The following is a 13,445-nucleotide window of genomic DNA, read 5'->3' as shown; positions in this document are numbered from 1 at the left end:
ACACATTAGGAGTGGTTTTACATAGTCTATTAGTGACGAATGAGTCAATAAAATTTGGAAGGGGTAAGATACAATGGCATGTGGAAGTAAATTTGATTCAGGAAACTGTGTAGCGGATATTTTACGTGAGATTGCAGACGCTCAAACAGATTTAGTAAGTGATTGTACTACTAGCTGTGAACAATCAATTTCTGATTTACTAGGAGACACTTCTCCATCAGCAAACAATCTAGATACTGTTCCAGTAATTCTTTACTGTAAAGGTGACTGTAAACCATTTAAAGGATACGGGGTACCAGTAGAAGATTTAGGAGATGCATTTGGTAGCTTCTATTTCCGTGTTAAATCTGTAGACGAAGATAACTGTGCAGTACTAGAGTTACTACGTGAAGATGATGATCACGAAGATGATCCATGTTCTCCTGCAAAACAAGATACTAGTCACTTAGAAGTAACTGGTGTATGCATTACAGTTGATTTAGACTGCTTCTGCCACATCACTTGTCTTCCAGCAATTAATGCGCTTGACTAATTAGTACGCATTTAAGGGTCTGCCTCTTTTTTGAGGCGACCCTTTTTGTTTGTTAAAAACTTATCAACCGTATTTTTTTAATTTCATCAATAGGAATTGTTTTGTTTCTAGGTCTTTTTACAGTTATCATGTGGACAAATTCATCCCGGTAATCAGTTATAACTCCCCTATGCCGCTCATTTTCTGTTAGAACTTCACATTTCATTCTCGGTACCTGCGAAGGAAGACCAACAAAGTAATAAATCTTCTCCTCTATCGTCATGTCTCCAAATCTTTTTCGACCAGTTTGAGGACGAATCACAGATTTATTCTGATTTTCATCTTTTTTATTCGATTTAGATTCTCCTTCATCTTCATTACCTGTTACATATTCTGAGTCTGTATCAACAGATTCATCACTAGTTTTCTCACTTTTTTCATTATTGTCATCCTGTATTTCTTCTATGACATCCTCTTGGTCTCCATAAATAAAATCTTTCTCTTCTTTTTCAATTGGTTTTACTTTAGGTTTTTTCTTTTTAATTTTCTTTGCTCTGTCCGAAACATCAAGATTCATTGGTTGTCTTTCTTTCTTCTTTTTTGGTGTTCTATATTTTGACTGCATAGACGCTGTAGGTTGTTTGAATTCGGGCTGAGAAATATACAACATTGGATTCTTTGCATACGCTTTTTTTCTTTTCATAAAATGGATTACACTCCTCTACTCAAAACTCTTCCAGACATTATATGTAAGAAATTAAGAAATGTGCCCAAAAAATTAAGTTATTCTCACCACAAAACGAAGCCTCGTCTCACATTGAAAAACTAAGAAACACCTATTATTAAGACAAATAAAAAAAAGCCTAATTCAAGTTTTCAAAACTCAAATCAGACCTTTTTTCTATGATAAACCTAGAATGTTATATCCTGAATCAACATGAATGATTTCTCCGGTTACGCCTCGAGAAAGATCACTTAACAAATAATATGCTGTATCTCCTACCTCTTCTTGTGTTACCGGACGACGAAGTGGTGCTTTTTCTTCAATCTGTTTTAAAATAGAATTAAAATCACCGACACCTTTTGCCGATAAAGTACGGATCGGACCAGCTGAAATTGCATTTACGCGAACGCCATGTTTACCTAAATCATTTGCCAAATACTTCATGCTTGCATCAAGACTAGCTTTGGCAACACCCATGACATTATAATTTTGCACGACACGTTCGCCGCCTAAATAAGTCAGCGTAACAATACCGCCACCCTCTGTCATAAGCGGTTGCGCTGCACGTGCCACCGATACAAGTGAATAGGCACTTATATTATGCGCTAAAAGAAAACCGTCACGACTCGTATCCACAAATTCACCCTGTAAATCTTCTTTTTTTGCAAAAGCAATACAATGTGCTAAACCGTGAATTGTACCAACATCTTGTTTGATTTGACCAAATGTAGTATTTACCGCTTGATCATCCGTTACATCACACTCATAAAAAAGTGCTTCTTGTCCATCTAGTGACGAAACTAACTCTCTTACTGGTTTTTCAAAACGTTCAGAAGCATAGGTGAAAATAAGACGTGCTCCTGCTTCATGTAATGACCGTGCAATCCCCCATGCAATACTCCGTTTATTCGCAACACCCATAATCACATATGTACGTCCTTCTAATGAAAAATTCATCACTCATCCTCCTCTTATCTAAATACTCACCTTTTTTATACCTTGTTATTAGTACCTAGTCCTATTTTAGCTTAATTTCACTAGAAACTCAATTATATATCAAAGAAATCTCTTTTCTAAGTTAATAAGAAAAGCCCTGCTAATTGAGCAGGACCTTTCGCTAACTTTTTTAATATGGACTACCATATTCTAAAATGGACTGTAATTCATCCACATATTCATTAGAGCCTGTTACAATAAGGCGATCACCTAATCGTAATTCAGTATCGCCGTGGGGAACAATGGAATCCTTTCCTCTAAATATACGTACCATGATTACATCTCCATTAAAAGGGAATTTCCTTAACATAACACCATTGTACATTGGATTATTCATACTAATTTCGTAAAGTGCATTTTCTTGATTCGTTAGAATATCAACAACACTCGGTGCCTCAATTAATGCTTTTAACAATGTTTTTGTTGAGAGCAACACAGAGAAAACATCGATACCTTTTCCTTTTAATTCTTGATCAATTCTTGAAGATTCAGCTCTTGCAATAACACGTGCTACGCCTTTTTCTTTTGCATACGATGCAATCTCTGCATTTAATCCTTCATTACCTGTTGAAACTACAACCATATCAACATCAAATACACCTTGATTCTTTAGGTTTACAATATCGTAATTATCTAGTTGAGTAATATCAAAAACAGATCTTGTAATCTTTTCATCAATTTTATCTTGTCTTGTGTGATACAAATGAGCCTCAAATGAAGATTGATCTAATTCTCTTACAACCGGTAAAGTTGCTTGGTTGGATCCAACAAAAGATATAATTTGTTTATGTGGAACTTCTTCTTGTTTAACATAGAATTTTTTGAAGAAAGGTGGTGTAACTAAACAAGTCAATACGGCTACTAATATTAGAGCACCTTCCATTTGTTTATTAATAACACCCATCCGTTCCCCTATCGTCGCAGCAGCGATAACTAGGGATAAGGTTGAGGTTAAAATCATTCCTGCACTAAATACAGTTTTCCAATCATACCATTTACTTAATATTGCCACAGGAATAAGTTTTGAAAGCAATAATGCGATAAACAATAATGGAATCAGTGCAATAACAGTTGGGTCTTCAAACAGTGACCAAATGTTAATATCGACACCTACCATTACAAAAAAGATAGGAATAAGAAAACCATAACCAAAGCTATCCAGTTTTTGTACTAATTCTTGATTTGGAGAAAGTAATGAGACTAATGCACCTGCTAAAAATGCTCCTAAAATATTCTCTGCACCAACAGTTTCGGATAAAGCTACTAAGAAAATAATTAGTGTAAACACAGCTCTTGTTCCGATTTGAATAGTTCCTTTGGACATAGTTTCGATAAATGTTTGATTTCTGAAATATTTACCGATGAAATATAATAAAATACCTGCACCAAATAAAATCAGTAATAGCCACATATTTCCTGATCCATCGCCATAAAAAGAAACAAATACCGCTAATAATATCATCGTAACCAAATCAGCGATTACAGCTATTAATAATATTGTTTGACCAACTGCTGTTTTCATTGCCTGCGCTTCTTTAAGCGTAGGCACTACAACTCCTAGCGATATCGTAGATATGATTAAAGTCATTAAAAATAAATTATCTATAAAACCTACAAGTACAAACAGATAAGATAAAAGTAAGGAAAGTGCAAAAATTCCAATAAAAACGATTGTAGCTAATACAACTGGATTTGGAATGGCTGTTGCATCATTTTTAACTCTTCCTCTGTTCTTTTTATTAGCAAATATTGAAAAATCTATCTCTAAACCACTCAAAAACATTAAGAAGATAAATCCTAACGTCGATAATGTTTCAAGCCATGTACTTTCGTCAACTAAATTAAATCCACTATGGCCAATAATCAGCCCTATGATAATTTCGGCTACTACAACTGGAATCATTTTCAAACGAAACCTGTGCATCAAAATTGGTGTTATAAACGCAGCTAAAATTACAATGACAAGTGAACTAACAGATTCTGCATGTTCCATATAATACCTCCCCTTTACCTAGTGAATTAATAAATTCATAAACGCCGTAGCCATTCCAAAATATATTAATATTGAAATGATATCATTTATTGTTGTAATAAACGGACCTGATGCCACCGCAGGATCAATCTTAAAGTGATTCATAACAATTGGAACCATTGCTCCAGCTATGGTGGCAACAATTAATGTTGCCATAATTGAGATTCCTACTAAAAGACCTAAATAGAAATCCTCTTTCCACACATATACAGTAATCGTAATTAATATTCCACATGTTACACCATTTATTAGGCCTGTTAAAGCCTCACGTCCAAGAATTTTAGATATTCCTTGTTTATTAATTTCACCTGTAGCAATTCCTCTTACAGCGACAGCTAATGCTTGCGTACCTGTGTTTCCGGCCATGCCTGCAATTAAAGGAATAAAAACAGCTAATATAGCTACTTGATCAAGTGTTTCTTCAAACCTACCAATAATACTTGCTGTAAACATTCCAAGGTACAAAAGAATAACGAGCCAAGGAAGTCTTTTCTTTACTGAAATAAATGCATTGTCATCCGGGCCATCCATATCAGTAACCCCGGCTAGTTTTGAGTAATCATCACTCGCTTCTTCTTCCATAACGTCCATAATGTCATCAACTGTGATAATACCCAATAAATGATTTTGAAAATCTACAACAGGAAGCGCTAGAAAATCATAGTCTCGCATCATCTGTGCAATATCCTCTTGGTCTTCACCAACCGGTACAGAAACTACTCGATCACTCATAACCTCTGAAATAAGCCAATCACCTTCAGCAATGATTAAATCTCTTAATGAAATTACACCAACTAAGCGCTTTTCCATATCTACAACATATAAATAGTATATGGTTTCTGCTTCAGGTGCCTCTTTTCTTAAATGCCTCATCGCTTCCTTGACTGTTTGTGTTGTCCGAATGACTACAAACTCCGTTGTCATAATACTACCAGCTGTTTTTTCTTCATAGTGAAGCAACTCTTTAATCTCATCAGCTGCTTCTTTATCCATAATAGTTAAAAAACTTGCAACTTTATTCTTATCTAATTCGTTTAATATATCAACAGCATCATCGGTAGACATTTCAGCCAACACACTTGCTGCAAAAGAAGGATTCATTTCAGCAATAAATTCTTCAATAAAGTCACTATCGACGTGCTCTATTACATCGGCAATTTCTTCTGGAGACAAATACGTATAAATGATGTGGCGAGTCTCTTCGGATTGTTCTTCGAATATTTTCGCTTGATCATAAGGGTGCATCTCAAGAAATTCAGCGCGAAATTGGTCAATTTGTTCATTGATTAACGCATCTTGAACTTTATTCCATAATTTTTCTCGTTCGTCAGCTTCTAAATAATCCATTGGTTCACCCTCCTATCTCTAGACCGTATAATAGTAATAGGGAAACTACATATTAGTCAACTTATAAATGTTGTTTTATTATTTTTTTCACGGAATTTAGTTTTACATTTGTGGTAAAGATTAGCTATTTTTTAGTTTTATAAAACTATACTTAAAAAAAGTAGCAATATGTTGTAAACTTAAAATCATAACACTTACTGGATAATATTTTAAACTGTTATCTTTTCTTATAAGAGTGGTATAAAAATTTAAGACTCTTGGATAAATCCTATTTTATATGAAAAGCTACCATACAGACAATTTTTTGTCTGTAAAATTAGTTTCAATATATCTTTAGTGAACTCTACCCAAAATTTAAAGTGAAAGAAAGGTACCGACATGAGTTCAAAAAATACGAATAACAATATCGATTACTCATTAATATTAATTATCCTTTTATTAGGCATTATAAGCTGCTTTACACTATATACAATAGAACCGTTTTTACCCACTATCTATGAAGATACTAATTTTGTTTTACAACAGATTGTTTGGTATATTATAGGATCTATGGTAATTGTTGTTATCATGCTAATTGATTATGATCGCTTAAGACAAATAAGCTGGATAGTATATGGGTTTGGTATGATAACTTTGCTAATGCTTTTTTTCAATGTTCCTTCTTCAATTGTACACGAAGTAAACGGTGCAAGAGGATGGTTTAGGTTTCCGGGAATTACCATCCAGCCGGCAGAGTTTATGAAAGTCTTTTTAATTATCATGTTAGCTCATATTATGGTGAAACATAATGAAAAGTTTAAAACCAGAACAAACAAGAGTGATATTTGGTTGTTAATTAAAATTGTCGTAATCTCTGTACCTCCAATGGGATTAATTGCAGTTCAACCCGACTTAGGAGGATTTCTTGTTCTGGCAGCGATTGTTACCTGTATGACATTGGTTTCCGGTATTCGGTGGCGAATATTATTTTCTGTCTTAATCGTTCTGTTAATTAGCGTTGGCACCATTGTTATATTCTATATAAGATTCCCATCTGCAACGAAGGAATTGTTAGATAATGTAGGGTTCGAGCACGTGATAAGCCGATTTAATGGATGGTTATACCCTGAAACTTATGGTGATTCTGGCTATCAATTAGTTCGTGCTATGTTATCCATCGGCTCTGGCCAATTATCGGGAAAAGGAATTGGAGACATGGAGTTAAATATTCCAGAACGTCACACCGATATGATTTTCTCTGCGATAGCTGAACAGTTTGGATTTGTTGGATCAAGCCTAGTAATCACATTATTTTTCTTATTAATTTACCGCTTAATTCACATTGGATTACAAAGTAATGATCAACTTGGTAGTTTTCTTGTTACTGGCTTTATCGGCATGTTTACTTTCCAAATATTTCAAAATATTGGGATGTCCGTTCAATTACTACCTATCACGGGATTACCGCTACCATTTATTAGCTATGGAGGAAGTTCGACATTAACCTATTTAATTGCAATTGGGATTGTACTAAATATTAATTTCAGAACAAAAGTATATATGTTTGATTAGATATGATTTGAGGTGGAAAAGCTATAATTTATTAGCTAACCACCTTTTTATTTTAGTTGAAGTTAGGAGGACTATTGTTATGAAAGTTGATATTATTGGTGATGTTCATGGATGTATAGATGAATTATATGAGTTATTCGATAAATTAAATTATGAGTGGGAAAACGGTGTTCCTCAACATCCAGACAATAGAATACCTGTATTTGTTGGTGATCTCACTGATCGCGGTCCTAACTCGATTGCAGTTATCGATTTAGTTTATACGATGGTAATGGACAAAAGCATAGCTAAATACGTCCCTGGGAATCATTGTAATAAATTGTATCGCTATTTTTTAGGAAATAATGTTAAAGAACAACATGGGCTAGAAACTACCGTTTCCGAATTCAAAAAGTTAAACCAAAAGCGACAGAAACAAGTACGCTATCGGTTCATTTCTCTTTATGAAAATGCAGCCATATATATAGAGCTTCCTGAAGTAAATACTATTGTTGCTCATGCCGGTATTCGTGAAGATCTGATTGGAAAAAATAATAAAAAAGTGAAGACCTTTGTATTTTATGGAGATATAACAGGGGAAACTCATCTAGATGGGCGTCCTGTAAGGAGAGATTGGGCGCAGAACTATCAAGGTGAACGTTGGATTGTTTATGGACATACACCTGTAAAAGAACCTCGGATTGTGAATAAAACAATAAATATTGATACTGGTTGCGTCTTCGGAAATGCACTATCAGCATTTAGACTGCCGGAGGAAAGAGCTGTTTCTGTCCCTTCCAAACAGCCTTTAGTCGAAGAAAAGTTCAATTACTTTGATAGTTAAAACATGATCTCTATGAAGCTAAATTACCTTGTAGTAACATAAATTAGTCAGCCTAGAAATTGGTTTTTACTTTTAATCTTTCGCAGTTGATAGAAAGATTGCACTAATAGCTATGTTGATTTCCGCTTCTGAGTGGATCTTCAGCTCGTGGGACTGCAATCACTCGCCCCACCCTAAAACATTTGCTCACGAGGAGACTGAAGCGTTCCCCATGGAAAGCGAGTATTTTTCCGTAGCGTCGATTTACCACTAGACTAGGAAAGTATTTCATAGAAGTTAAAAATAATTAGTGCAGACTTTATATTTTATTTGTCATAATTAACCACAAACTTAGAAAAATGGCTATAAAAATAACCCCTCTTCATAGAAGAAGGGTTATTTATTTATTATATTGCTCATATCTTCTGGTATTGGAGAAGAAAAAAACAGCTCTTTTCTACTAATAGGATGTGTAAAAGTCAATGACCTACAATGTAACGCTTGGCGATTAATATGTGCTTTACTGCCTCCATAGAGATCATCACCAGCTAAGGGAAATCCCAAATAGGAAAAATGCACCCTAATTTGGTGTGTACGACCAGTTTCAAGTTTCACATCTAGTAAAGAATGGCTCTCACTCTCTTTTTCCACATGATAATGAGTAACTGCTCTTTGACCATCGTCTGCAACCACTCTTTCAATAATGGAATCGGGGTGTCTTGCAATTGGAGCATCAATTACTCCACTAACCTGGGACATTCCCCCCTCGATAATAGCAAAATAACGGCGATTAACTTTACCTTGTTTTTGATCACTGGATAAAAGAGAATGACTAAATCGATGCTTTGCAATTAGTAACAAACCCGATGTATCTCTATCTAACCTCGTAACGATATGTACTGTATATGCTATCTGTTTTGCTTCATAATATCCAAGGATTCCATTAGCAATCGTTCCAGAAGGATGATGAAGAGAAGGGATGGTTGCAATTCCAGCTGGTTTATTAATTACCATTACGTCTTGGTCTTCATAGATAATGTCAAGTGTCATATTTTCCGGCTTCATAAAAGCGCCTCTAGTTTCAACAGGAAAGATAACGTCAACTTCATCACCAACTTTGAGCATTCTACGAACCGTTGCAATTTCTCCATTTACAAGCAGACTACCGCCTTGAAATTTTACTACTTTAATAATCCGACGTGAAAAACCACCTACTTGTGAAAGGTATTCTCGCAGGAGCATACCTTCATGCTCTTTTAAAACTTTACTTTTCACAATGTTGTCACCCTTCTAAGTACTACTAAGCTAAATTATCTACCGTTCATCTGATATAAATGAATCATGTACCCTCTTCCAAAATGGAAAAGAACGAAATCTAGCAAATCGGATTTTTTTGTCTGATACACTGCATTCTATAGATCTGACATCTGTATATGTTTTCGTTATATGGTCGACGGTAATTAAAAAACTCCGGTCATCATGAATTGGTATAAGTTCACAAACATGATGTTTTGGTAATATTAATGGAGAACCAACTGTACGAAAAACCCGATTGTTAATCGAGGCCATCTCTGTAACCTGAATCGTTTCTAGTGACGGGTGGATAATACCGCCTCCTAGGGCTTTATTATATGCCGTACTTCCAGAAGGTGTAGAAATACATAAGCCATCACCACGAAAACGCTCAAAATGCTCTCCCTTGATATTTACATCAAGCACAACGGAACCTTCTGCAGTCTTAACAGACCCTTCATTCAAAGCTAAGTATCGATCTATCTCTCCACCATTTTTTGGATGTATCTGTATTTCTAATAATGGATATTCAATAATTTGATATGGATTTTTCGCAATTTCGATAACTAGCTTTTCCACCTCATCAGGTACCCAATCAGCATAAAAACCTAAGTGCCCTGTATGAACACCTATAAACGCAGTGCGTTCCAAGCGATCACTATAGGTATGAAAGGCTTCAAGAAATGTCCCGTCACCACCTACAGATATTGCTAGATCAGGTTCCTCTTTATCATATTCCAATTCAAAGTCTTCTAAATATTGAATAATTCTTTTTTTGATATCCTCGGACTTTCTATCACCTTTAGATGTAATTGAAAATTTCATAGTATTAGGAAGGGCTCCCTTCATTAGTGTTTATTTTTATTTTGATAAAAAACCCGTTGAGCTTCTTGTACTTCATCTTTGATTTTCGACATCTCTTCATCAAGCTTAAAAGCGGCCTCAGCTGCACGTTTCAACCTTGCTTTTACATCACTAGGAATCTGACCATCATATTTATAATTTAAAGAGTGCTCGTTTGTTGCCCAAAAGTTCATCGCTAATGTTCGTATTTGTATTTCTGCAATTACTTGTTTCTCACCACGTATCGTTGCAACAGGATATCTTATGATAATGTGGTAAGATCTATAACCACTGTCCTTTTTTTCTCTTATGTAGTCTTTTTCTTCAATAATTTGAAAGTCATTTCTTGATCGTAACATGTTAATAATAGTATAGATATCATCTACAAATTGGCAAACCACTCTTACCCCAGCAATATCTTGGATTTCTTCCTCCAGTTTATTCATGGGTAGATTTTTTAAGCTAGCCTTTTCCAAAATACTTGTCAAAGGCTTAACTCTCCCAGTAACAAACTCAATTGGGGAGTGTTTGGATTCATATTCGAATTGTGCTCTCATACCTCTTAATTTAACTTTCAACTCTTCAACTACCTGCACATAAGGTGCCAAAAAAGCCTCCCAATTCATAGCATGCACCACCTTTTATCATCTCTTTCAGCATATCACATGAATGAAATCTTTTAATATAATTGTATCACAAAGTGAACAAAAAGTCGGTTACATCCTACTTTGTAGAATCTTTCCTATTCTTATATGTTGTCCTATTTTTATAGTATCTTCTCATTAAGGAAGATACTTAGATTTAATCTTTTAAATTATCAACAATACACCCCTCATACCTGTTAATATTCTTTAAACTCCATATACTAGAGACAAATATTAAGGTATAGAGATAGTTAACTTTTGCAATTTCTTAATAAATTCTACAAAATATAAATAAACACAAATACAGGGGGATTCTTAAATATGGCGCAGGAAATCGAAATTGAATTTAAAAATTTGTTAACAGAAACGGAATATGAGCAACTACTTCAATATTTTGAATTTAAAAAAGAAGATGCAATCATTCAGACTAACCACTACTTTGAAACAAAAGATTTTAAACTAAAGGAAAAAAATTCCGCTCTTCGAATTCGTGAAAAAAATCATTTATTTCAGCTAACATTAAAAGAACCACATCCAGAAGGCTTGCTTGAAACTCATGATACATTATCCGAAGCCGAAGCACATTCATGGTTCAATAATGATATTATTCCAAAACCACATGTCGCAAAACAACTCAACCAATTAGGCGTTGATTTTGCTGATTTACACTATGGTGGAAAACTTTCAACACACCGTTTAGAGACTACTTATAAAGATACTACTATTGTTCTAGACTACAGTAGCTATAGTAATACGTCTGATTATGAATTGGAGATTGAAGCAAAGAACAAAAATCATGGGGAAACCATTTTTAATAACCTATTAAATGAACATAATATTCCTAAAAGAGTTACTCCAAATAAAATTAAACGCTTTTATTCAACACTTTAACACATTATTTTACTAGGTATGTATTCTCCTTCATATTACCTATAAAGCTTGAAGCTGTTCAAACAGATAAGTTGCCCAAGTTAACCATTGCCTGTTACAATAAATTACAAATGAACAGTACTATATCACGATACGGTTGAAGGGTTTGTTATATATGACAGGTAGCATTTATGAAGCTATTGGAGGACAGGAAAAAATAGATACTTTGGTGGATGCATTTTATGCAAAAGTTGCAAACCATTCAGAGTTAGCTCCTATTTTTCCTGTTGATTTAACTGAAACTGCAAGAAAGCAAAAGCAATTCCTAACACAATTTTTTGGCGGACCCGCTTTATATATTGAAGAACATGGACATCCAATGTTAAGAAGAAGACATATGGAGTTTCCAATAACACCATCAAGAAAAGATGCATGGTTGTCTTGCATGAAGGAAGCTTTAGAAGAGATTTCTATAGAAGAGCCTTATAAAAGTGTGATGTTTGAACGTTTAACATTAACCGCTCAACATATGATGAATACACCGGAAGAACAGAAAGGAGAATCGATGTGATTTGGAACCCATCTGGGCCATCAAATAAGCAAGAAACAAATACTACGGCACAGTATGGCTTTTTCGATCTGTTAAAAAAACCAGTTGAGTTATATGTTTTTGTTGATCCGCTATGTCCAGAATGTTGGTCTTTAGAACCATATTTAAAGAAATTATCTATTGAATACGGTAGGTTCTTCACTATTCGTACGATTCTAAGTGGTCAGTTAGCTACCTTAAATAAAGATAAATTTGATAAACCAAAAAAACTTAAAGATATATGGGAAAAAACAGCTAGTCGTACCGGTATGAGTTGTGATGGAGACCTATGGATTGAGAACCCTATTTCATTTCCATGGATAGCATCTCTTGCAATTAAAGCTGCAGAATTGCAAGGTAAAAAAGCCGGGAGAAAATTTCTAAGGAAACTTCAAGAATATGTATTTCTCGATAAGAAAGATATCTCTAAAGAGAGTGTTCTTACTAAATGCGCGGAAGAAGCAAAGTTAGATATAGAAGAATTTAAAAATGATTTATATTCAACCTCTGCTAGAAAGGCCTTGCAATGTGATTTAAAACTAACTAAAGAAATGGATGTAGAATACATTCCAACAATGGTCTACTTTAATGAATCTGAAGAAGAAGAAGGTTTAAAATTATCTGGACTTTATCCTTACGAAATTTATGTAAGAGTGCTTAAGCAGATGCTACAAAAAGATCCAACACCTGCTCAAAAACCTTCGCTTGAAGATTTCTTATCCCATTATGACTTTGTAGGTACAAACGAAATTGCTGTTGTATATGATTGGTCCAATGAAAAAGCTGAAAAAGAAATGAAGAAACTACAAATTAAACAAATGGTAGAAAAAGTCCCCGTCAAGTACGGTTGTTTTTGGAAGTATGTGCAATAATTGCCCTTGTTATTATCAAGGGTTTTTTTTGATTAAAATTAAGTTAATCTACTCCATTGTTTTAGAGCGATTAGCTGAAAAAAATAAAAAAGATATGCCTTTGACATATCTTTTTTCCTAGTCTATTTCTAGACAAGGGGGGATGGGAGAAAGTTTCAGGTCAAACAAAGGGGTTTTTGTTTGTTAAACATCTCACAATTAAAATATAACAGGGTATTATCCATTATGCAATAGCATTGTGTATTAATTCACAAAACTGTCACACTTCTATTTTCTAAATTTAACTCATACATTTTATTATCTTATATACCTGAAAAAGGAGGGTTTTTAATGGAGCGCTTCTTTCCTTACTTTTTTCTTGTCTTAACACT

13 protein-coding genes are annotated in these 13,445 nt (G+C 34.4%); 6 read left to right on the top strand and 7 right to left on the bottom strand.

What is annotated here, in order from left to right; all coding sequences use genetic code 11:
- Positions 1 to 73: 73 nt before the first annotated feature.
- Positions 74 to 532, top strand: a complete 459-nt coding sequence (locus QQS35_RS21135; protein ID WP_285934236.1) for a CotY/CotZ family spore coat protein — start codon at positions 74 to 76, stop codon at positions 530 to 532.
- Positions 533 to 584: 52 nt separating this feature from the next.
- On the opposite strand, the gene QQS35_RS21130 is transcribed toward QQS35_RS21135, so the two are convergent.
- The 4 genes from QQS35_RS21130 to mgtE all read right to left on the bottom strand — a co-directional run bounded on the left by QQS35_RS21130 (position 585) and on the right by mgtE (position 5,610).
- A complete protein-coding gene (locus QQS35_RS21130; RefSeq protein WP_285934235.1) occupies positions 585 to 1,214 on the bottom strand; it encodes a CotO family spore coat protein in 630 nt (209 codons plus the stop codon).
- 198 nt (positions 1,215 to 1,412) lie between these two features.
- Positions 1,413 to 2,192, bottom strand: coding sequence for an enoyl-ACP reductase FabI (gene fabI, locus QQS35_RS21125; protein WP_285934234.1), 780 nt, complete (start codon positions 2,190 to 2,192; stop codon positions 1,413 to 1,415).
- Positions 2,193 to 2,361: 169 nt separating this feature from the next.
- A complete protein-coding gene (locus QQS35_RS21120) occupies positions 2,362 to 4,224 on the bottom strand; it encodes a monovalent cation:proton antiporter family protein (protein ID WP_285934233.1) in 1,863 nt (620 codons plus the stop codon).
- 18 nt (positions 4,225 to 4,242) lie between these two features.
- On the bottom strand, positions 4,243 to 5,610 hold the full coding sequence (gene mgtE, locus QQS35_RS21115) for a magnesium transporter (protein WP_285934232.1): 1,368 nt from the start codon (positions 5,608 to 5,610) through the stop codon (positions 4,243 to 4,245).
- A 378-nt stretch (positions 5,611 to 5,988) separates the two neighbouring features.
- Here mgtE and QQS35_RS21110 point away from each other — a divergent pair, with 378 nt between their 5' ends.
- Together QQS35_RS21110 and prpE are read left to right on the top strand one after the other, a co-directional pair.
- Positions 5,989 to 7,161, top strand: a complete 1,173-nt coding sequence (locus QQS35_RS21110) for an FtsW/RodA/SpoVE family cell cycle protein (RefSeq protein ID WP_285934231.1) — start codon at positions 5,989 to 5,991, stop codon at positions 7,159 to 7,161.
- 79 nt (positions 7,162 to 7,240) lie between these two features.
- On the top strand, positions 7,241 to 7,984 hold the full coding sequence (gene prpE / locus QQS35_RS21105) for a bis(5'-nucleosyl)-tetraphosphatase PrpE (protein WP_285934230.1): 744 nt from the start codon (positions 7,241 to 7,243) through the stop codon (positions 7,982 to 7,984).
- A gap of 375 nt (positions 7,985 to 8,359) precedes the next feature.
- Here the strand turns inward: prpE and QQS35_RS21100 are convergent, their stop codons facing one another.
- From QQS35_RS21100 to QQS35_RS21090, 3 genes are all read right to left on the bottom strand, one after another.
- Positions 8,360 to 9,205: an RluA family pseudouridine synthase gene (locus QQS35_RS21100; RefSeq protein WP_285934565.1), complete on the bottom strand. Its 846-nt coding sequence runs from the start codon at positions 9,203 to 9,205 to the stop codon at positions 8,360 to 8,362.
- A gap of 72 nt (positions 9,206 to 9,277) precedes the next feature.
- The gene (locus tag QQS35_RS21095; RefSeq protein ID WP_285934229.1) at positions 9,278 to 10,081 is read right to left on the bottom strand and encodes an NAD kinase; all 804 of its coding nucleotides are present in this window, start codon (positions 10,079 to 10,081) and stop codon (positions 9,278 to 9,280) included.
- 23 nt (positions 10,082 to 10,104) lie between these two features.
- The gene (locus tag QQS35_RS21090) at positions 10,105 to 10,725 is read right to left on the bottom strand and encodes a GTP pyrophosphokinase (RefSeq protein WP_285934228.1); all 621 of its coding nucleotides are present in this window, start codon (positions 10,723 to 10,725) and stop codon (positions 10,105 to 10,107) included.
- A gap of 339 nt (positions 10,726 to 11,064) precedes the next feature.
- Here QQS35_RS21090 and QQS35_RS21085 point away from each other — a divergent pair, with 339 nt between their 5' ends.
- From QQS35_RS21085 to QQS35_RS21075, 3 genes are all read left to right on the top strand, one after another.
- Positions 11,065 to 11,634, top strand: a complete 570-nt coding sequence (locus tag QQS35_RS21085) for a CYTH domain-containing protein (RefSeq protein ID WP_285934227.1) — start codon at positions 11,065 to 11,067, stop codon at positions 11,632 to 11,634.
- A gap of 154 nt (positions 11,635 to 11,788) precedes the next feature.
- On the top strand, positions 11,789 to 12,184 hold the full coding sequence (locus QQS35_RS21080) for a globin domain-containing protein (RefSeq protein WP_285934226.1): 396 nt from the start codon (positions 11,789 to 11,791) through the stop codon (positions 12,182 to 12,184).
- Positions 12,181 to 13,074 carry a ClpXP adapter SpxH family protein gene (locus QQS35_RS21075; RefSeq protein ID WP_285934225.1) on the top strand — a complete coding sequence of 298 codons (894 nt, stop codon included), beginning with the start codon at positions 12,181 to 12,183 and terminating at the stop codon, positions 13,072 to 13,074. Before QQS35_RS21080 ends, QQS35_RS21075 begins: the two co-directional genes overlap by 4 nt.
- Positions 13,075 to 13,445: the final 371 nt, after the last annotated feature.

The sequence above is a fragment of the Aquibacillus rhizosphaerae genome, from assembly GCF_030282825.1.
Taxonomy (GTDB): domain Bacteria; phylum Bacillota; class Bacilli; order Bacillales; family Amphibacillaceae; genus Aquibacillus_C; species Aquibacillus_C rhizosphaerae.
This window is presented reverse-complemented; position numbering and strand designations above follow the sequence as displayed.